17 protein-coding genes are annotated in these 20710 nt (G+C 66.8%); 9 read left to right on the plus strand and 8 right to left on the minus strand.

What is annotated here, in order from left to right; translation table 11 throughout:
- Positions 1-7 precede the first annotated feature (7 nt).
- Complete coding sequence (locus QW861_RS25870; protein WP_315754417.1) at positions 8-310, minus strand: helix-turn-helix transcriptional regulator; 303 nt, start codon at positions 308-310, stop codon at positions 8-10.
- Between the two features lie 55 nt (positions 311-365).
- Between QW861_RS25870 and QW861_RS25875 the strand changes: the two genes are divergently transcribed.
- Entirely contained in the window at positions 366-1319 is a 954-nt protein-coding gene (locus tag QW861_RS25875; protein WP_316193640.1) for a threonine/serine dehydratase, read from the plus strand.
- Positions 1320-1380: 61 nt separating this feature from the next.
- Here the strand turns inward: QW861_RS25875 and QW861_RS25880 are convergent, their stop codons facing one another.
- The 6 genes from QW861_RS25880 to QW861_RS25905 all read right to left on the minus strand — a co-directional run bounded on the left by QW861_RS25880 (position 1381) and on the right by QW861_RS25905 (position 10452).
- On the minus strand, positions 1381-2976 hold the full coding sequence (locus tag QW861_RS25880; RefSeq protein WP_316193641.1) for a gamma-glutamyltransferase: 1596 nt from the start codon (positions 2974-2976) through the stop codon (positions 1381-1383).
- Between the two features lie 137 nt (positions 2977-3113).
- A complete protein-coding gene (locus QW861_RS25885; protein ID WP_316165848.1) occupies positions 3114-3497 on the minus strand; it encodes a RidA family protein in 384 nt (127 codons plus the stop codon).
- Positions 3498-3688: 191 nt separating this feature from the next.
- Positions 3689-6022, minus strand: coding sequence for an acetamidase/formamidase family protein (locus QW861_RS25890; protein ID WP_316193642.1), 2334 nt, complete (start codon positions 6020-6022; stop codon positions 3689-3691).
- A gap of 281 nt (positions 6023-6303) precedes the next feature.
- Positions 6304-7545, minus strand: a complete 1242-nt coding sequence (locus tag QW861_RS25895) for an acetamidase/formamidase family protein (protein WP_315713577.1) — start codon at positions 7543-7545, stop codon at positions 6304-6306.
- Positions 7546-7603: 58 nt separating this feature from the next.
- On the minus strand, positions 7604-9244 hold the full coding sequence (locus tag QW861_RS25900; RefSeq protein WP_316193643.1) for an amino acid ABC transporter permease/ATP-binding protein: 1641 nt from the start codon (positions 9242-9244) through the stop codon (positions 7604-7606).
- Between the two features lie 317 nt (positions 9245-9561).
- Positions 9562-10452, minus strand: a complete 891-nt coding sequence (locus QW861_RS25905) for an ABC transporter substrate-binding protein (RefSeq protein WP_315713575.1) — start codon at positions 10450-10452, stop codon at positions 9562-9564.
- Positions 10453-10906: 454 nt separating this feature from the next.
- Here QW861_RS25905 and QW861_RS25910 point away from each other — a divergent pair, with 454 nt between their 5' ends.
- From QW861_RS25910 to QW861_RS25935, 6 genes are all read left to right on the plus strand, one after another.
- Positions 10907-11731 (plus strand): ABC transporter permease, encoded by an 825-nt coding sequence (locus tag QW861_RS25910; RefSeq protein ID WP_316193644.1) that lies wholly within the window; start codon positions 10907-10909, stop codon positions 11729-11731.
- Positions 11731-12795, plus strand: coding sequence for an ABC transporter ATP-binding protein (locus QW861_RS25915; protein ID WP_315713573.1), 1065 nt, complete (start codon positions 11731-11733; stop codon positions 12793-12795). Before QW861_RS25910 ends, QW861_RS25915 begins: the two co-directional genes overlap by 1 nt.
- Before the next feature lie 29 nt (positions 12796-12824).
- Positions 12825-13856 carry a PotD/PotF family extracellular solute-binding protein gene (locus QW861_RS25920; protein ID WP_315754406.1) on the plus strand — a complete coding sequence of 344 codons (1032 nt, stop codon included), beginning with the start codon at positions 12825-12827 and terminating at the stop codon, positions 13854-13856.
- An 81-nt stretch (positions 13857-13937) separates the two neighbouring features.
- A complete protein-coding gene (locus tag QW861_RS25925; RefSeq protein WP_316193645.1) occupies positions 13938-14768 on the plus strand; it encodes an ABC transporter permease in 831 nt (276 codons plus the stop codon).
- 229 nt (positions 14769-14997) lie between these two features.
- Positions 14998-16602 (plus strand): amidohydrolase family protein, encoded by a 1605-nt coding sequence (locus QW861_RS25930; protein ID WP_410052334.1) that lies wholly within the window; start codon positions 14998-15000, stop codon positions 16600-16602.
- Positions 16599-17609, plus strand: coding sequence for a CobW family GTP-binding protein (locus QW861_RS25935; protein WP_316193648.1), 1011 nt, complete (start codon positions 16599-16601; stop codon positions 17607-17609). Before QW861_RS25930 ends, QW861_RS25935 begins: the two co-directional genes overlap by 4 nt.
- A gap of 191 nt (positions 17610-17800) precedes the next feature.
- Here QW861_RS25935 and QW861_RS25940 read toward each other — a convergent pair whose 3' ends face one another.
- Positions 17801-18622: an IclR family transcriptional regulator gene (locus tag QW861_RS25940; protein ID WP_316193649.1), complete on the minus strand. Its 822-nt coding sequence runs from the start codon at positions 18620-18622 to the stop codon at positions 17801-17803.
- 177 nt (positions 18623-18799) lie between these two features.
- Here QW861_RS25940 and QW861_RS25945 point away from each other — a divergent pair, with 177 nt between their 5' ends.
- Positions 18800-19855: an ABC transporter ATP-binding protein gene (locus tag QW861_RS25945; protein WP_316193650.1), complete on the plus strand. Its 1056-nt coding sequence runs from the start codon at positions 18800-18802 to the stop codon at positions 19853-19855.
- A complete protein-coding gene (locus QW861_RS25950; RefSeq protein WP_316193651.1) occupies positions 19852-20706 on the plus strand; it encodes an ABC transporter permease in 855 nt (284 codons plus the stop codon). The genes QW861_RS25945 and QW861_RS25950 overlap by 4 nt, the downstream gene beginning before the upstream one ends.
- The last annotated feature ends 4 nt before the right edge of the window (positions 20707-20710 follow it).

Genomic DNA, 20710 nt, shown 5'->3' on the forward strand with positions numbered 1-20710 from the left:
GCCAGGTCTAGAGTGCGGCGGTGAGCAGCCGTCGCGCTGTCTTGAGGCCTTGTTCGTCGCGCTTGTAGAAGGTCCAGCCCTTGGCGCGCTTGGCCTTCACGAGCCCTGCGGCCGTCAGCACGCGCATGTGCTCGCTAAGCGTCGGTGCCGACACGCTGAGCTTGTCGGCGATGAAGAGCCCGCAGACGCCATCCTTGACCAAGTCACCGTCGCGCTGCGGCGGGAAATGCCGCGCGGGATCACGCAGCCATTCCAGGATCTGCAGCCGCTTGTCGTTGGCCAGGGCGCGAAACACGAGGTCGGGAGCCATTTTGTAACTTTGCCAATTAGCTAAGCTATGTCAAGATGCGCAGGAGAGGTGCGGCATGTCGGAAACGTCCACGGCGTTTACGCGGGAGCGGATCGCCACGACCCACGAACTCATCAGGCCCCATGTCCGGCACACACCGCTGATCACGATCGCGGGCGGCGACGTCGGTCTCTCGGCTCGCCCGTTGCGGCTCAAGCTCGAATTCATGCAGCATGGCGGCTCGTTCAAGGCGCGCGGCGCATTCGCCAATCTCCTGATGCGCGAGGTGCCCGAAGCGGGCGTGGCCGCGGCGTCGGGCGGCAATCACGGCGTCGCGGTGGCGCTGGCAGCCCAGCGTCTCGGCCGCAAGGCGGCGATCTTCGTGCCGAGCATCGCCTCGCCGTCGAAGATCGATCTCATCCGGCGTTGCGGCGCGGATATTCATGTCGGCGGCGATCGCTACGCCGATGCGCTTGCTTCGAGCGAACGGCATGTTGCGGCCACGGGTGCGATGCCGATCCACGCCTTCGACCAGCCCGAGACCATGCTGGGGCAGGGGACGGTCGGCTTGGAGATCGAGCGCGACGCGCCCGAGATCGACACGCTGCTGGTTGCTGTCGGCGGCGGCGGACTGATTGCCGGCATCGCCGCTTGGTATGAGGGGCGCGTCAAGGTTGTGGCGGTGGAACCCGAGGGTGCGCCGACGTTGCGCGACGCGCTGGCGGCAGGGCATCCGGTCGATGCGCCGGCCGGTGGCATCGCCGCTGACAGCCTCGCACCGCGCCGGATCGGCGCGCGGGTGTTTCCCATCGTCCAACGCTTTGCCGCGCCGGATGTCGCGGTCGTCAGCGACCACGCCATCCGCGCCGCGCAGCAAGCGCTCTGGACGGCGTTGCGCATCGTCACCGAGCCCGGCGGAGCCGCGGCCTTTGCCGCGTTGCTGTCCGGCGTTTATCGTCCTGCACCGGCCGAACGCGTCGCGATCTTGATCTGCGGCGCGAACACCACCGCCGTGAATTTCGAGAATTGAGGAAAGGGTCGACGAACTTGCCGTGGTAGGAGCGCGCGACGCGTCGGGCCCCCGGACCTCCTCACCGCTCCGCCACCGCATCGCCCCAGGCGTGGAAGATCTCCGTCGCGCCGCTGTTCACGTCGCCCTGGCGCAGCACGATGCTGGGGCAGGCGAACTTCATCGGCATGGTTTGCACCGGCGCCGGCACGGTCTCGAACTTCGCTGTCAGCACGTCCATCACCTCCGCCGGCAGCCGGGTGTCGGCGCCGACCACGTCACCTTCGCTGGCGTCGATGCGCGGCTGGTGGATCGCCGTATCGAGATCCATGCCAAAGTCCATCACGAAGGACAGCATCTGTGCCACGGCGGGCAGGATGCGGCGGCCGCCGGAGGCGCCGAGGGCGAGGCGACGGCCATCGGCGGCCTGCGCCACCACCGGCGTGTAGTTGGTGAGGCAGCGCTTGCCCGGAGCCAGCGAGTTCGTCGTGCCGGGCGTCGGGTCGAACCACATGATGCCGTTGTTCATCATGATGCCGCTCTGCGGCGCCTGGAATTTCGAGCCGAAGCCCGACAGCAGCGTCTGCGTCACCGCCGCCATGTTGCCGTCGCGGTCCACCACCGAATAGTGCGTGGTGCAGGCCGGCGCGAGATATTCGGCGCCGAGCGCGCGCTTGCCAGGCGCATCGCCCATGTCGTTCAGCCGTTCGCGGTACGCCGACTGCACCGCCTCGGCATAGGCGATGAACGTGCTTGCATCCGGCGCCTTGCCCGATGCCGTCACGCGCGCCTGCATCAGCCGCAGCGCGTGAGCCAGCGTCGGGCCGGCCGTCAGCTCCGGCGTCGCGAACACCGTGCCGCCGCGATAGGGGATGTGCAGGGGATCGCGGACATGCGCCTCGAACGCGGCGAGGTCATCCACCGAGAGCGCGCCGCCGGCGGCCTGGATGTCGCGGGTCAGCGAGCGGGCGATGTCGCCGCGGTAGAAGTCGCGCGCGCCGGCGCTGGCAAGATGTGCCAGCGTCGCCTTCAGCTGCTCCTGCGGCAGCCGCGTCACCGCCTTGGCGCCCCATTGCGGATTCGGCGGCAAGCCATCCTTCAGATAGGCCGCGGCGCTGCCGGGATAGCGGCGCAGGTCGGCGGCGCAGCTCGAGATCATCACGGTGGTCCACCAGTCCACCAGCAAGCCCTCGGCGGCGAGCTTCACGCTCGGCGCGACGAGATCCTGCCACGGCAGCCGCGCGTAGCGGCGATGCGCCGCCTCCATGCCCGCGACGACGCCGGGCACGGCGATCGCGCCGGGGCCGTGCAGATTGCGGTCGTCCTTGACGCGGGGCCAGGGAAAGATGTCTGCCGCGACGCTGCCGTCATTGGCCAGCGGATAGTCCGCGGCATCAAGGCTGTCGGGCGCGCGCATGCCGTAGTCGATCACCTCGACGTGGTTGTCCCTGGCGCGGTACAGCAGCATGGCGCCGCCGCCGCCGAGGCCGCTCATCCACGGCTCGAGCACGCCGAGCGCAAAGCCGGTCGCCACCACGGCGTCGACGCAGTCGCCGCCCGCGGCGAGCACCTCGGCCCCGACCTCGGCGGCGCGCCGTGACTGCGCCGCGACAATGCCGCCCTTGCTGGTCACCGCCGGCTTGCGGATCTGCTGACGATTGGAAAACTGATACGGCATGGCACTCCCCGATCCCGCCTGATGGTCCGGCGAATTGACACCGCCGGGCCTCGGCACACAATCGGCAACAGCGGGACGCTCCCCAGCCCGGATCGAATGACGGGGCCTCGCGTTGAGGAGATGTTTACCAATGGGTACTATGGTCTTCGGCAGACCAGATCGATCTCGATCAGCGCGTCATAGGCAAGACCGGTGACGCCGACGCAGGTGCGGGCCGGCAGCCGGTCCGGCGGGAAGAATGAACGATAGGTTTCATTCATCGCCGCGTAATCGCGCTTGAACTCGGTCAGGTAAATCCTAGACATCACAATATGTTCGAGGCCAAGGTTGAGACCTTGGAGGATGTACTTCAAGTTCTGCATCACCGCCTTCGTCTGATTCACGATCCCCTCCGGCAGCACGCCCGGCGCCTCCGGCGAGTCCGGCATCTGGCCGGTGACGAACACGAAGCCGTCGGTTTCGACCGCGTGGCTGAACGGCGCCACCGGCCTGGTCGCACCGGAGATCATGTGGAACTGCATAGGGATGGTCCTTTGTTCGGGGCTCGCTCGAAACACAACAACCGTCGTCATTGCGAGGAGCGAAGCGACGAAGCAATCCAGGGCCGAGCGTGACGCCCTGGATTGCTTCCGCCTTCGCTCTTCGAGCTTCGGCGGACAAGTCGCTTCGCTCGCAATGACGGAATTCCGGGACGCGGCGATTGGATCGAGAGTCAGCCCGCATCCTCGAACAGCCGCTTGCTCAGGATCGCGTGCACGCCCCAATTGCCGTCGACGACCTGCGTGACGCCGAAGTCCACCGCCGCCGACATCAGCGCGACCGCCTCGTCCTCGCTGAGGCCTTTGATGTGCATCAGGAAGCGGCGCATCTTGCGGAAGGCATCCTTCATCGCGAGGTCGAGCGAGGAGGTCGCGTAGACCTCGCTTTGGCCTTGCGCGCCGAACTCGGCGAGATAGTTCGGGTGGCTGAAGCCGGTCAGCACCCAGTCGGTCGCGGTCTCGATCAGCGGGTAAGAGAGATCGGCGAACGGCTTCCCCGCGAGCTGCGCCTTCTTGTGCAGGATGACCTGGAACGTGCCAGTCATCGAGCATTCAATCGCCGTGCCGCCGAGCTCGCCGTCGCCTTGCGTGGCGTGGGGGTCGCCGACCGACAGCAGCGCGCCGGGAACCGCGACGGGGAGATACACGGTCGCGCCCTTGCCTAGCCGCCAATTGTCGAGATTGCCGCCGAAATAGGACGGCGGAATCGAATCGACGAAGTCGACCTCGCGCGGCGCCACCGCGATCACGCCGAAATGCGGCCGCAGCGGAATGCGGATGTTGTCGAGCACGCCGTGGCGGCGCTTGATGCTGCCGGGCGCCACCGGCACACCGGGATAGTCGTAGGTCGCGTGGACGACTCCGGCCGGATCGGTCTGCGGCTCCCAGCGGTAGGAATAGAGCGCGCGCGCATGCGGCTCGGGATCGCCGGCAAAGATCTCGTAGATCGTCACCGCCTCGCGCGGCGCCGGTGCTGCAATCAGTTCGTTGTAGTGATAGCCCCACCACGCCGCGACGCTGGAGCCGAACACACGGCCTTCATGCGTCCTGCTCTTGCTTGGCCGCGGCACGATGTCGAGGATGCGAACTTCGAGCACGTCGCCGGGCTGCGCGTCCTTGATCGCGACCGGGCCGGTGCAGATGTGGACGCCAAAGCCTTCGCCGGCGCCGCGGCCGAACACGCTGGCGTCCATCGGACCGGCGCCGCGGCGGTCGACGTTCTTCTTGGCCTTGGTCCAGCCGAACACGCTGAGCGCAGCGGCATCGCCTGCGATCATCAGCTCGGGATCATCGGAGGCATGCTGGGTCAGCGTCTCCACCGTGATCGTGTCGCCGGATGCGATTTCGATCTGCGGCGGCAGCGAGCGGCTGAAATAGCCCCAATGCACCCGTTCGGCCGACACCGCGAGATGATGGTGATGCCGCCGCGCATCCTGGTCGTTGGCCGGCGCGGGTAGGGCGATGTCGCTCCTGGTTGACGCCGGCCTCTCGCAGACGCGCTGCTGCGCCAGCGCATCCTGCGGCCAGCCGCGCTGGCCGCGCGGAGTCGCCGACGTGATCGCCTGCTCGGCCTTCTGCTGCCGGAACTCGCGCGGCGACAGGCCGAAGCGGGCGCGGAAGCTGCGGCTGAAATGTGCCGAATCGGCGAAGCCGTAGCGATAGGCGATCTCCGAGATCGAATGGTTGGCTTCGGCCGGATTGGACAGGTCGGTCCAGGCCCGCTGCAGCCGCCGTTCCCTCACGTAGTGACTGAAATTATCACCAGCGCCTTCGAACAATTTCTGCAGATAGCGCTCTGAGATGCCTTCGGCCTGGGCCACCCGCGCCGGCGTCAGTTCGGCATCGTCGAGCCGCCGCTCGATGGTCTGGCAGATCCGGTGAAGGATCGCGGCCTGCGTCGCGCTGCTGCCGGCCTCCGTTGCCGGCACCGCTTGTTGATGGGCGAGCGTCAGCAGCAGATCGACCAGGCTCTGTGCGACCGTGCTCCATTCGGCATCGCTGAGGGTTTCGAGCGCCCGCGCGGTCGCCTCGATGGTGCGGCAGACCACGTCGGCAAGACCGCTCGGCGCGATCACCTGGGGCCTGGCCAATTTCAGCTTGCCGCTGATGCGGCCATGCAGGGCGTCCGCCGTCACCGACAGCACGATCGCGCGCAGGTCGCGCTGGAAGGCGATCCCCCAGTCTCCCGTGCGCGGCAGCAGCATCAGATGCCCCGCGGGCACGATGCGGTGGCTGTCGCCGCTCCGGAGCACGGCGCCGTCCTCGATCGCCAGCAGCACGATCGGCAGGTCTTCGTGGGGCTGCGGAACCGCAGTGACCACCTGCGCGCCGGCCGACAGCCGCGAGAGCGCGATGCCCGGCGCATGGCGATGCGAGGCGGTGGCATGGCCATCATAGAATGGCGTCTTCGCCGCGGGCTGCAGCCCGATCGCATTCAGCACGTCGCGCCACGCTTCAGGGCGTTCGTCCCTTGCATAGGATTCGCTGGTGAACGGACGAAAACTCATGGCACGCCCCGGGTCCGGGAACGCGAAGCAACCCCCGTGCCAGATGAGCTTGACCGTTTGTCGTTTTGGCATCGGCGTTTCGGTGCGCGTCAGTCGTCGGCTCCTGGTGTCGTTGTCGCTGGGGCTGTCGCCGCGCGCGCGGTCTGTTCCCCTCCCCCTTGCGGGGAGGGGTTAGGGGTGGGGGTCCACAGCGGCGGTGTCGCTTGGGGCGCCCGACCCTCCCCCGCAAGCGGGGGAGGGAGCGCACCTTGCGCTGGGCGAGAGGGTGCCCGACGTCGACCTCACTCACACCGGAACACGTTCTTGCGGATCGTGCCATGCACGCCCCAATTGGCGTCCACCACCTGGGTGACGCCGAAATCGGCGCCGACCGACAACAGCGAGATCGCCTCGTCCTCGCTGAGATGATGCACCGTCATCAGGAAGCGGCGCAGCTTGCGGAAGGCGTCGCGCATGGCGCGGTCGAGGCTGGAATGGTTGGCGATCTCGGTCTGCGCATTGGCGCCGAGTTCGGCGAGATAGTTCGGATAGGTGAAGCCGTAGACCGACCAGGCGTCGTTGGTCTCGAGCAGCGGATGTGTGAGGCCTTCGAGCTGGGTGCCGCCGAGATCGTTCTTCTTGTGCAGGATGAACTCGAAGTCGCCGGTGAGCGAGGTCTCGATCGCGGTGCCGCCGAGCTCGCTGTCACCTTGCGCGGCATGAGGATCGCCGACCGAGAAATAGGCGCCGGGCACGGCGACCGGATAGTACATCCGCGCGCCCTTGCCGATGCGCCAGTCGTCGATGTTGCCGCCGGTGTAGCTCGGCGGGATCGAGGACACGTAGTCGGCTTCCGATGGCGCGAGCCCCATCGTGCCAAAATGCAGCCGCGCCGGCACCTTGATGCCCGGCATGATGTTCTCGCGCTTCCTGATCGTCGCGTGGTCGACCGGCACGCCGGGATAGTCGATGGTCGGATGCACGATGCCGTCGGGGTCGGTCTGCGGCGTCCAGACGTAGTTGTAGACCGCCCTGGCGAACGGCTCCCCCGCGGTGTCCAGCTCGTAGATGGTGATGACCTCGCGCGGCTTCGGCTCCTCGATCAGGTCGTGATAGTGAAAGCCCCAATTGGCGGCGGCGTTGGAGCCGAAGCATCTGCCGGCATGGCAGCCGCACTGGCTCGGCCGCGGCCTGATGTCGAGGATGCGCACCTCCAGCACGTCGCCGGGCTCGGCGCTCTCGATCGCAACCGGGCCGGTGAGCAGATGCACGCCGATGCCCTCGCCGGAGCCGCGGATGAACGGGCCTTCGGTCGGGCCGGAGCCGCGCCGCGCGACGGCCTTGTGCTCCCTCGTCCACTTGAACACGCTCTCGGCGCCGGGATCGTCCTTGATCATGCGCTCGTAGTCGTCGTTGGCGTGATGCGTCAGCGTCTCGATCGTGGCGCGGTCGCCGGAGCGCAAGGTGAGAGCCGGTGTCACCACCTTGGAAAAATATCCCCAATGGATGGTCTTCGGGGACACCGGCAGCAGATGGTGCTTCATGCAAGGGCCTCATGAAAGATCGGACGCGAGATCGTTGATGTTGACGTGAAGGATGAACTCATGCGACCGCGTCCTTCGGCCGCTCGGCGTCCATCACCGAGAGGAAGCGCGCGGTCAGCGGGTGACGCGGATTGGAGAGCACCTCGTGCGCCGGACCCTGCTCGAGAATGACGCCGCCGTTGAGGAAGGCGACGCGGTCGGCGACCTCGTCGGCGAAGCGGATCTGATGCGTGGAAATGATCATGGTGAGCCCATCGTCGATGGCGAGCCGGCGGATCACCTCCAACACCTCGCCCACGAGCTCGGGATCGAGCGCTGAGGTCGGCTCGTCCAGCAGCAGCACGCTCGGGTTCGGCGCCAGCGCGCGGGCAATCGCCACGCGCTGCTGCTGGCCTCCGGACAGATGGCGCGGCAGCGCATCGGCGCGATGCGACAGGCCGACGCGGTCGAGCAGCTCCGCCGCGCGGCGCTCGGCCTCGAAGCGGCCCAGGCCGTGCACCCAGCGCAAGGGACCTGCGACATTTTCCTTCGCGGTGAGATGGCCGAACAGGTTGAACTGCTGGAACACCATGCCGACGCCGACGTTGGCGCGCTCATTGGCGATCGCGCGCGGCGACAGCTTGCGGCCGGCCTCGTCAAAGCCGAGCTTGCGGCCGCCGACGCGGATCTCACCGGAATCCCAGTTCTCCAGGTGATTGATGCAGCGGAGCAGCGTGCTCTTGCCGGAGCCTGAGGGGCCGAGCAGCGCGATCACCTCGCCGATGCGCACGGTGAGATCGAGCCCGTCGAGCACGGTGTGGCCGTCATAGGCCTTGCGCAGCCCGGTGACCTCGACGGCGACATTGTTGCGGGCGACCGTCGCCGCGCGCCTGGCGCGATCCTCGATCGACAGCGCTAGCCGCGGCGTTTCTTTCAGTTCGGCGGGCTCCGGCGGCGCGGCCTCGATGGCAGGGGCTGTTTTCTCGGCGAGTTCCAGCTTCGTCGCGTGGCCGATGCGGCGCCAAGGTAGCAATAGCGCAAGGTAGTCCGCCAGCTTGCGCTGCTTCGCCGTGCGGTCGAGATCGAGCAGCCATTCCAGCGCGAGCTGGATGACGCTGATCGCGCCGGTCAGCACGAGATAGATGAGACCCGAGGCGAAGAAGATCGAGAAGAAGTCGAAGGTGGACGACGCGAGCTGCGTCGAACGCAAGGTCAATTCCTGCACCGCGATGACGGAGGCGAGCGAAGAGTTCTTCAGCGCGCTCACCGCCTCGTTGCCGAAGGCGGGGATCATGGTGCGGATCGCCTGCGGCGCGATGATGCGGCGCATCAGCACTGATGGCGTCATGCCGAGCGCCTGGCCGGCCAGGAGCTGGCCGCGATCGACGCCGAGCACGCCGGAGCGCAGCATCTCGGCGATGAACGGCGCCTCGTTGCAGGCGAGTGCGAGGCCCGCCGCCAGCACCGCCGGCAGCTTGATGCCGATATGCGGCAGCGCGTCGTAGGCGAACACCATCTGCAGGATCAGGGGTGTGCCGCGGAAGATCACGGTGTAGCCGCGTGCGATCGCCGCCAGCAGCCAGAACCGGCTGAGCTGCATGGCCGCGAGGACGAGGCCGAGGATTAGTCCGCCGATCAGGCCGAGCGCGGTGACCTGCAGGGTCAGCTCGATGCCCTGTATCATGTACGGCATGCTGAGATAGTGCAGGAAGAGGGACATGAGGGGGCGGCCTGCTGGATGCGTAGGGTGGGCAAAGGCGCGACGCGCCGTGTCCACCGTGGTGTTCGGGAAGAAATACGGTGGGCACGCTTCGCTTTGCCCGCCCTACGAAGTTGCCTCGCGCACGAGTCGCCAAGTAACTGGTGCGCTCCCTCCCCCCTTGTGGGGCAGGGGTGGGGAGGGGGGTACCCAGCAAAGAGTCATCGTGTGGACCCCACCCCGACCCCTCCCCGCCTAGCGAAGCTCCGCTTCGCGCGGGGGGAGGGGAGCGCAGCGCGCGCGCGGCCGCGGTTCCGCCTTGAGACGATTACGAGGCATTAGTCCGCCGTGAGAATATCCGGCTCCTTGAAGTTCGCCGGATCGAGCTGCCACTTCTTCAGCAGCTCCTGATGGATGCCTTCCTTCTGCACCTCGATCAGCGCGGCCATGACGGCGTCGCGGAACTTCGGCTTGTCCTTGGGAACGGCGATGCCGACCGAATAGGGGATGGTGACCGCGATCGCCTTTTCGAGCTTGTCCGGATAGGCCTTCACCGCCTGGTCGACCGTGTTGACGTCGTTGACATAGGTGTCGGCGCGCCCGGCCAGGATGGCTTGGATACAGTTGGCGTTGTTGTCGTAGAGCTGGATCGTCGGCTCAGGCTTTCCGGCTTCCTTGCATTTCGGCGCGAGATCCTGGATCAGCGGCACCTCGACGTAGCCGGTGTTCTCGGCCGCGGCCGCGCCGCACATCGACAGGTTGATGCCGTTGATGCCCTTCGGGTTGCCCTTGGCGACCAGCACGCCGTCGAACACCTTGGAGTAGGTGATGAAGTCGGCGGCCTTGGCGCGCTCCTTGGTGGCGTAGATGTCGGAGATGACGATGTCGGCCTGGCCGCTCGCCAAGGTCGTCAGCAGCGCGGCGAAGGTCACCGGCTTGTAGGTCAGCTTGAAGCCGAGACAGTCGCCGATGGCCTCGCCGAGATCGATGTCGAAGCCGACATATTTGCTCGGGTCTTTCGGGTCGATCGACTCATAGCCCGGCGTGTGCGGATTGATCGCGTTGACCAGCGTCTTGCCCTTCCAGTCCGGATATTTCTCCTTCAGCGCCGCGCAGCCCGCGGGCGTCGCCGCCTGCGCGTCGATGGGGGCGAGAAGTCCCGCCGCGATGATGGCGCCGAGCGCGGCAAGCCACGCCCGCCGCGCTCCAGTGAATAGCCTCGTCTGCATGTTGCCAGCTCCTTCGAACGATGATGTCGCGCTGGTCCGGCGGTGCATTGGTGCCGTCGCCCCGGTCCAAGCTCGAAGGCAAGCTTAGGTGCGGGCCTGCGCGGATGGCTTGTCCGTGGGCGCACAAAATATTGGATCGTGCCGGTGCAAGAATTGAGCACGCATTGCTCAAATCCGCGCCGTTGCGACGGACCGTCGCGCAGGCGTCAAGTCCGCCTGCTCGGTCCTCGAAGATTCCGAAAGTCGGAAATCGAGCGCGCCGGCGACGGTTTCACGTGCGCACGGGGCTAGCGCCAAGATGGCGCTGCCGCCGCATCACGCGTCAGGATCGCCGCGTCGCTGCGCCCATGCGAATGTGCATTGCGATAACTCGTGGCACAGGCTTGGCGGCAGCGGAGCTGCCGACTACGATGCCGCTGCACAAGTCGCTGATCTGTTTGTTGAGGTGTCTGCAATGCTGTTCCGTTTTACGGGACAAATATCACTCGGCCAATTCGCAGTGCGGACACTGATCGTCGTCGCCTACGCAATCATCTTCGCGCCCGTCGTCATGATCGTCGTGACCAGCTTCTTCGCGCAGGAGATCGTGAGCTTTCCGCCGCCGGGCCTGTCGCTGAAATGGTACGCGAACGCGCTGAGCAAGCCGGAATTTCTGCGTGGCCTCGTGACCAGCTTCCAGGTCGCGCTGCTCGCGACCGCGATCGGCGTGCCCATTGGCACTGCGGCGGCGCTTGCCATCGTGCGGGGCGAGTTCCGTGGCCGCCAGGCGCTGTCGTCGTTCCTGCTGGCGCCGCTGGCCGTGCCCGGCGTCGTCGCCGGCTCCGGCCTCTACATGTTCTATGTGCTCGCCGAGGACCTGCTCGACCGCGACATCAAGGCAACCACGGAAGGCCTCGTCGCCGCGCATACGCTGCTGGCGATTCCGTGGACGGTGCGGCTCGTGGTCGCCAGCCTGCAGGGGCTCGACCGTGCCGCCGAGGAGGCCGCCGCCAATCTCGGCGCCAGCCCGTTCACGGTGTTCCGCCGTATCACCCTGCCGATGATGCGCTCCGGCATCGTCGCGGCGGCGATGTTCTCGTTCATCCAGAGCTTCGAGAATCTCGATCTGTCGATGCTGCTGGTCGGTCCCGGCCGGATCACCTTGCCGGTTGCGATGCTGAACTACCTCGAATTCCGCATCGATCCGACGCTCGCCGCGGTCGCCACTGTGCAGATCGCGCTGGTTGGCATTCTGATGGTGGCGACCGACCGCTTCGTCAAGCTGTCGCGGGTGGTGTGATGGCGCAGCTCACCCTGGAGAAGCTGACCAAGCGCTTCGGCACGTCGATCGGCGTGGAGGGGCTCGATCTCGCCGTCGGCGAGGGCGAGCTGGTCGCGCTGCTCGGACCCTCCGGCTGCGGCAAGACGACGACCTTGCGCATGGTCGCCGGCTTCCTGCCGCCGACCAGTGGCCGCGTGCTGTTCGACCGCGAGGACGTTACGCATCTGCCGGCCTACAAGCGTGCGACCGGCATGGTGTTCCAGTCCTACGCGCTGTTTCCGCACATGAGCGCGGCCGACAATGTCGGCTTTGGCCTGGAGATGCGCGGCATCAGTGCGGCCGAGCGCAAGACGAAGATCGAGGAGGCGCTCAGGCTGGTGCGGCTGTCGCATCTCGCCGACCGGCTGCCGCGGCAATTGTCGGGCGGCCAGCAGCAGCGCGTCGCGCTGGCACGGGCGCTGGTGATCAATCCGCGCATCTTCCTGCTCGACGAGCCGTTGTCCAACCTCGATGCCAAGCTGCGCGCCGAGGTGCGGCTCGAGATCCGCGCGCTGCAGCAGCGGCTCGGCCTGACCACCTTGATGGTGACGCACGACCGCGAGGAGGCGCTGACGATGGCCGACCGCCTCGTGGTCATGGAGGGCGGCCGCGTCCGCCAGATCGGCACACCGCAGGAGCTGTATGATTCGCCCAGGGATGCCTTCGTCGCCGACTTCGTCGGCCGTTGCAACATCCTGGCCGGCCGGCGTGCGGACGCCAATAACTTCCGTACCAGCGCTGGCCTGCTGCTGCCGGTCGATGTCGCCAGCGGCGAGCGCGGTGATGCCGATGCCTTCGCGCTGCGGCCTGAACGCATTGCAGTGGTGGCCGGCGAGTCCGGCGAGGTGCGCGGCCGCGTGCTGGCGATCACCTATATGGGCGCGCAGAGCGAATATGTGGTGGCGATCGGCGACGAGACGCTGGTGGCCGTCAGGCCAACGCCCGACGCGAGCGAGCCGCTGGCAACACTCAAACCGAACGATCCCGTGTCCCTGCAGTGGGACCGCAAGGTCCCGCGTCTCGTGCCGCAGACATCTTCGTAACGCATCCATCCACAGCGAGAGGTTCTCCCATGATTTCGCGACGACATTTTCTCTCCGCCAGCGCCGGCGTCGCCGCGCTGGCCTCCGGCATGCCCACTGCCCGCGCCGAAGGCGGACAGGTCGTGGTCGGCACCTGGGGCGGCGACTACGGTCAGTTGCTCTCCGACATCATCGATAAGCCGATCATGACGCCGAAGGGGTTCGAGATCGTGCAGGACGTCGCCAACGCCGATCCGCGCAAGACCAAGCTGCTGGCCGAGCGGCAGAGTCGCCGCGGCTCGATGGACGTGTCGTGCCTGTCCGACAACGATACCTACATCGTGTCGCAGTCGGACGTGTTCGAAAAGGTCGATGCAGCCCAGGTGAAGCGGCTCGACAAGGTGTTCCCGGAGCTCAAGAGCGACATCGCGATCCCGCACATCTATTCGGCGCAGGTGATCCTCTACAATACCAACCAGGTGAAGACGCCGCCGCAATCCTTCGCCGATCTGTGGGATCCGAAATGGCGCGGCCGCATCGGTCTCGCCGACATCCTCTATCCCAACAACACGCTGGCCGCGGCGCTCGCCGGCGGCGGCGGCGTCAGCAATCTCGATCCGGCCGAGAAGAAGCTGATGGAATGGCGCTCGCTCGACGTGAAGATCTATCCTTCGAACGAGGCGCTGGCGGCGGCGCTGAAGTCGGAGGAGGTCTGGATCACCACGATGTGGCTTGCCCGCGGCTTCATGTGGAAGAAGTCCGGCATTCCGCTCGCCCATGTCGTGCCGAAGGAAGGCACGCCGGCGATCGTGTTCCAGGCCGCGGTGCCGAAGAACGCCAAGAACAAGGCCGGCGGTTTCGCCTATCTCGACGCGATGCTGGACGCCAAGGCGCAAGGCGGCTTCGCCGACAAGATGGGCTATGTCCCGACGGTCACCGATGCGCCGCTGCCGGAGGATCTCGCCAAGCAGGTCAGCCTGACCGAGGCCGAGCGCGCGCGGCTGCTGAAGCCGGATTATGCCTACGCCGCCGGGCGTGCGCAGCGCACGCTCGACTTCTGGAACAAGGAGTTCAAGGCCTGAGCCTCAAAACCTCGCTCCTGCGGCACCGGCCGCAGGAGCACGCGGCCGATGCGCCGCTTATCTGCAATCGGAGCTCGCGCGATGGCGCTGCTGGTCGTTCCTGCCTGTCTGCTGGTCCTGGCGCTGCTGGTCGGGCCGATGATCCTGATGTTCCGGATCTCGCTCAACCAGTTCAGCCCGACCCAGCTGATGGTGCAGGCGCTGTCGCCGGACAACTACGTCAAGGCCGCGACCGATCCGTACTACCAGCAGATCATCCTGGCCACGCTGGGCATCGCGCTGCTGTGTACTTTGCTCACGCTGATTCTCGCCTTTCCGGCGGCCTATTGGCTCGGCCGCATGGAGAGCCGCTGGAAGAGCCTGGTCGTCATCGCGACCCTGTTTCCGCTGCTGGTCGGCAATGTCGTGCGCTCGGCCGGCTGGATGGCGCTGTTCGCGCGCGACGGGCTCGTCAACACGGTTCTGATGAAGCTCGGCCTGATCTCCACGCCGCTGGAGATCATGTACACGACCAAGGCGGTCATCATCGGCATCATCGCCGTCGTGCTGCCCTACATGATCCTGACGCTGTCCGCGGTCATCGAGAGCATCCCCCGCGACCTCGAATATGCCGCCGCCAATCTCGGCGCCTCAGGCGCGCGCGTGTTCTGGCGGGTGATCCTGCCGCTGTCGGGTCCCGGCGTCGCCGCCGGCTCGATCCTGGTGTTCGTTTTGTGCATGAACACCTATGCAACGGCGGTGCTTCTCGGCGGCCCGCGATTCAAGATGATGGCGCCTGCCGTGTACGACCAGTTCGTGCGCGGCAACAACTGGCCGATGGGCGCCGCCCTCGCCTTCATGCTGCTGGCGGTGACCATGGCCTTCACGGTGTTCGGCAGCGTGGCGTTCGCGCGGAAGTACAGGGCGGGGTGACGGTAGACGCCGTCATTGCGAGAAGCGCAGCGACGAAGCAATCCAGACTTGCTTCCTGGCCCTGGATTGCTTTGCTCCGCTCGCAATGACGGGAAGACGATGCGTAGGGTGGGCAAAGGCGCGCAGCGCTGTGCCCACCATCTTGGAAGAAAGCAGACGCATGGTGGGCACGCTGCGCTTTGCCCACCCTACGGTCTCAAATGGAGGACACGCCGTCGTGACGGAACAGATGCTCCCTGGCGATGAGCTCGCCTTCATCCGGAACAAGGGCGCGGCGCCGATCGTGCCGAAGGCGACGACGCGGGATCGCGGGATCGGGCCGTTCAAGCGGCTGGCGCTGCGCAGCGCCACTGTCATCGACGGCACCGGGGCGCCGCCGATCGGGCCGGTCGACATCATCGTCGAGAACGGCCGCATCGTCAGCATCAAGAAGATCGTCGGCTATGGCTATGCCGGCAACGCTGGCGAACCGGCCGATCACGAGATCGACTGTCGCGGAAAATGGGTGACGCCGGGCTTCGTCGACTGCCACGCCCATGCCGGCGTTGCCTATCACTCCGCCAATGGCTGGGTGCCGCCGGTCGACTACGTCTACAAGCTCTGGCTGGCGCATGGCGTCACCACGGTGCGCGAGATGGGCTCGATGAACGGGCTGTCCTGGATGCTCGACCAGAAAGAGCGCGCCGAGAACAACACGATCGCCGCGCCGCGGCTGCTCGCCTATGCCTATTTCCCGGCCGTCAACGACATGGTCAAGACGATCTACACGCCGGAGCAGGGGCGCACCTGGCTGCGTCAGGTCAAGGAGCGCGGCGCCGACGGCATCAAGTTCTTCGGCGCGCCGCCCGCGATCATGGAAGCCGCGCTCGACGAGTGCAAACAGATCGGCCTGCGCACCGGCTGCCATCACGCCCAGATGGCGGTGTCGCGCATGAATGCGCTGACCACGGCGAAGTGGGGCCTGACGAGCGCGGAGCATTATTACGGCCTGCCGGAGGCGCTGTTCGAAGACCGCGTGATCCAGAACTTCCCGCTCGACTACAACTACACCGATGAATATTTCCGCTTCTCGGTCTCGGGGCAGATGTTCAGGCAGGGCGCCGAGCCCGGCTCGGCCAAGTGGAACGAGGTGCTGGAGCAGTTCCTGGAGATCGGTTTCACCTTCGTGCCGACCTTCACGATCTACGACGCCAACCGCGACCTGATGCGGGCGCGCCAGGCCTATTGGCACAAGGAGTACACCTGGAAGTCGATGTGGGACTACTTCACGCCGCAGCGCGGCGGCCACGGCTCGTACTGGTATCGCTGGTCGACCCAGAACGAGATCGAGTGGAAGGAGAACTACCGGCGCTGGATGGCGTTCATCAACGAGTACAAGAACCGCGGCGGCCGGGTCTGCACCGGCTCGGATTCCGGCTTCATCTACCAGATCTTCGGCTTCGGCTATGTCCGTGAGCTGGAGCTGCTGCAGGAGGCGGGCTTCCATCCGCTGGAGGTGATCCGCTCGGCGACCTCGCAGGGCGCCGCGCTGTGCGGGCTGCAGGACGAGATCGGCACCATCGACATCGGCATGCGCGCCGACATGCTGGTGCACGACCACAATCCGCTGACCGATTTCAAGCTGCTCTATGGCACCGGCGCGATGCGCTTCAACGACACGACCAACGCGGTCGAGTGGCACCGCGGCCTCAAATACACGATCAAGGACGGCATCATCTACGACACGGAGGAGCTGCTGGCCGACGTGCGCGAGCTCGTCAAGGCGAGCTGGGAGAGCGACGTGCCGGAGAAATACGCCGCCAAGGATAAAGACAAGGACGCCGCGGCGCCATGAGCGTCGGCATCATCGACTTCTTCGTCCTCACCGGCTTTCTCGGCTCGGGCAAGACGTCGCTGCTGCGCGATGTGCTGAGCGCGGAGACGGCGTCCGACACGGCCGTGATCGTCAACGAGGCCGGCGAGGTCGGGCTCGATGGCGTGCTGCTGCGCGAGAGCGGCGATGACGTGCCGCTGGCGATGCTGTCGAACGGCTGCGTCTGCTGCCAGGTCGGCAGCGATCTCGCCTTCACCATCGACCGCCTGATCATGGCGCCGCGGCCCGCCGGCCTGCCGCCGTTGCGCCGGATCATCCTGGAGACCTCGGGCCTGTCGATGCCAGGACCGGTGCTGCGCCAGCTCGCGACCTTGGCCGAGCACCGCATGCGCGTCGCCGTCGTCGCGACCTACGATCTCACGCGCGGCCTGGACGTCGCGACGTTCGAGGAGGCCGCGGCCCAATGGGCCGCGGCACATCGGATCATTGCAACCAAGGCGGATCTTGCGCCGGAGGGGCTGACCGATGCGCCGGTGGTGATCGCGCAGCTCAATCCAGTCGCGAAGGCCGTCGCCAACGCGGATCGCGCCGCTGTGGTGTCGGCGGCCTTTGCGCCGCTTACGGCGTCCCCGCCGCTGCGCGACGTCGCGCCTGATCTCGCCGCCGCGCATCCGCGCCTCGCGCTCTGCCTGGTCCGGCCGCGCCATGAGATCGGCTATGCCGATCTCGCCAGTTGGCTGGACAACGTCGCGGGTCGGCTCGGCGAGCGCCTGCTGCGGATCAAGGGCTTGGTGAAGATCCACGAGGCGCCGCGGCCGCTGCTGGTCGAAAGCGTCGGCACGGTGTTCTCGCCGCCGCGGCAATTGACGGCCGAGAAACCGCCGGCGCCCTTCATCGTCGTGATCGCGCGCGACATTGCCCGCGATGAGCTCGAACAGGTCGAGCCGATGGGGTTGTTCACGTTCTCCTGGCGAGAGCCCGAGCGCGGAGCAGCGAGGGGCGGCATCCGCGCGGAGTGGGTGACCTAGGCGGTTGTCTCGGTTGGACCGTGCGAAAGGACTTGGCGTCATTCCGGGGCAATCGTGCACACGCGACGGCGTGTGCGCGATTGAACCCGGAATCTCGAGATTGTTGGAAACGAACGCAAGACAACTTCGGGATTCCGGGTTCAAGACCTGCGGCCTTGCCCCGGAATGACGGTGGTTGCGATAGAGAAGAATCAGCTTCCCCCGATCGTGCTCAAGCTCCGTGATGGATAGCGCAAAGCCACGTCGAACGGGTTGAGCTTGCCGGCCAGCACCTGCGCCTCGCCCTGCAGGATCTTCACCACATGCGGCAGCCGGTCCGCGTTCAGCCGCTCCGCCAGCGTGCCCACGCTGAGCGCCGCCACCGCGCGGCCCTGCGCGTCGAGCACGGGCACGCCGACGCCGGCCATGCCGGGAATGAGGCCGGTGCTGGTGTTGACCCAGCCTTGCGCGCGCGCCTGCGCCAGCGCACTGCGCAGCGAGGCCTCGTCGAGGAAGCCGCGATCGAGCAGGCGCGGGATGTTGAAGCGGATCACGGCCTCCTGCTCGTCCTCGGGCAGGTTGGCGAGAATCGCGAGGCTGCCCTGGCCAAGCCCGAGCGGCACCTTGCCGCCGATGTCGCCGGTGAAGGAGCGGATCGGAAACGGTCCTTCGACGCGGTCGAGGCAGACCGCATCGAAGCCGTTGCGCACCAGCAGGAAGATCGTGTCGCTCAAGGTCGCCGACAGCCGCAGCAGCGCCGGCCGCGCCGCCTCGCGCAGGCCGCTGGCTTGGCCGGCGCGTGCGGCGAGCACGTAGAAGTCGAGCGCCAGGCGATAGCGCTTGCCGGCCGCCTGTTCGGCGAAACCCTCGGCGGCGAGGTCCTGCAGCATGCGATGCGCGGTCGGCTGGCTGCAGCCCGCGGTCTCCGCGATGTCCTTCAGCCGCAGCCCGTCGGGGTCGCCCTCGGCGAGGATGCGCAGCAGCTTCAGGGCCCGGCGAAGGCTGGAGGACGAATCGGTGTCGGCTGTCGTCATCTGATCTGGTGAATGTTGGAGTCAAATTCGTCGCATAGATTTCATATATCAGAATTCCAGACAGATAAATTCAGGATATCGGAATACATGATTGACCGTCTGCGTTGCCTGCCGGCATGAAAGAGCCCCAGGGCGGCAATCCCTGGCGATGACAGGAAGCCTCCCGCGCGAGGACGCATGGGTTTCCTGACGCTGGACGGTTTGACGAAGCTCTACGGCGATGTCGCTGCGGTCAGCGACGTCAAACTCAGCGTCGCCAAGGGCGAGTTCATCTCGCTGCTCGGCCCCTCCGGCTGCGGCAAGACCACGACGCTGCAGATGATCGCCGGCCTGGTCGAGCCGACGTCGGGGCGCATCACGCTCGACGGTCGCGACATCACCCACGAGAAGCCCGATCGCCGCAGCCTCGGCATCGTCTTCCAGAGCTACGCGCTGTTTCCGCACATGACGGTGGCGCAGAACGTCGCCTTCGGACTCGAAATGCGCAAGGTGATCAGGGCCGAGCGCGAGGCGCGCGTCAAACAGGCGCTGGCGCTGGTGCAACTCGCCGCGCTCGCCGACCGCTATCCACGCCAGCTCTCCGGCGGGCAGCGTCAGCGCGTCGCGGTGGCGCGCGCGCTCGTGATCGATCCGCCGGTGCTGCTGCTCGACGAGCCCTTGTCCAATCTCGACGCCAAGCTGCGCGAGGAGATGCAGTTCGAGCTGCGCGGCATCCAGCAGCGCGTCGGCACCACCACGATCATGGTGACGCACGACCAGAGCGAGGCGCTGTCGATGAGCGATCGCGTGGTGGTGATGGAGCAGGGCCGCATCATGCAGATCGACGCGCCCTATCGGCTCTACGAAAATCCGGTGACGCCGTTCATCTCCTCCTTCGTCGGCAAGATGAACCGGCTGTCCGGCGTGCGGCGCAACGGGGGCGTCGAGATCGGCGGGCGCCTGCTGCCGTGCGAGGGGGCTGACCTCACCGACGGCACGGCCGCCGTGCTCGCGATCCGGCCGGAGAAGATCGGCCTGACAGCTCCCGGCGCCGGCGTGCTCGATGGCCGCATCAAAGCGCGCTTCTTCCTCGGCAGCAGCTGGTTCTTCACCGTGGAGACGCCCGCCGGATTGATCGGCGTCGCCCTGCCCAATGCGGGCGAGGAGCCGGCGTGCGAGGGCGATCAGGTCGGTCTCGCCTGGAGCAGCGCCAGCGCACGCGCGTCGAAGCCCGACGGAGCGCAGTCGGCATGAGCGGCACGCGCGCGACGACACCATGGCTGCTGGCGGCGCCGGGCGCGCTGCTGTTCACCGCATTGGTGGCCGTGCCGCTCGTGCTCACCCTGGCGCTGTCGTTCCACGTCTATGACGCCGCGACCGGCGTCAAGGACGAGACCACGCTGGCGCACTACATCGGCATCCTCTCCGACAGCTACTTTCTCAATATCTTCTGGCGCACGCTGCGGCTCGCCGCGCTGACCACGCTGATCTGCGCCGTGATCGGCGCGCCCGAGGCCTACATCCTGGCGCGCATGCGCGAGCCCTGGCGCTCGGCGTTCCTGCTCGCGATCATCGGCCCGCTGCTGGTTTCGGTCGTGGTGCGCGCCTTTGGCTGGAGCATGCTGCTCGGCCCCACGGGCCTCGTCAACGAGGCCTCCCGTGCGCTCGGGCTCGGCACGGTCAGGATCCTCTACACCGAGACGGCCATCGTCATCGCGCTCGTCCATGTGATGCTGCCGTTCATGGTCATCCCGGTCTGGACCTCGCTGCAGAAGCTCGATCCGATGGTCGAGGCCGCCGCCTGGACGCTCGGCGCCTCGCGCTTCACGGCGCTGCGCCGCGTAGTGCTGCCGCAGGTGACGATGGGGCTGCTGTCGGGCAGCCTGGTGGTGTTCGGACTTTCGGCCTCGGCCTTCGCGATCCCCGCGCTGCTCGGCGGCCGGCGGCTGAAGATGGCGGCGACGCTGGTCTATGACGAATACATGCACGAGCTGAACTGGCCGCTGGGGGCCGCCATCGCGATTCTCGTGCTGGTGATCAATCTCGTCATCATGCTGGCCTATCAGCGCGTCGTCGAGGCGCGCGCCAGGCGGATGTTGGGGTGAGCGG

This window comes from Bradyrhizobium sp. SZCCHNRI1029 (assembly GCF_032487555.1).
GTDB lineage: Bacteria > Pseudomonadota > Alphaproteobacteria > Rhizobiales > Xanthobacteraceae > Bradyrhizobium.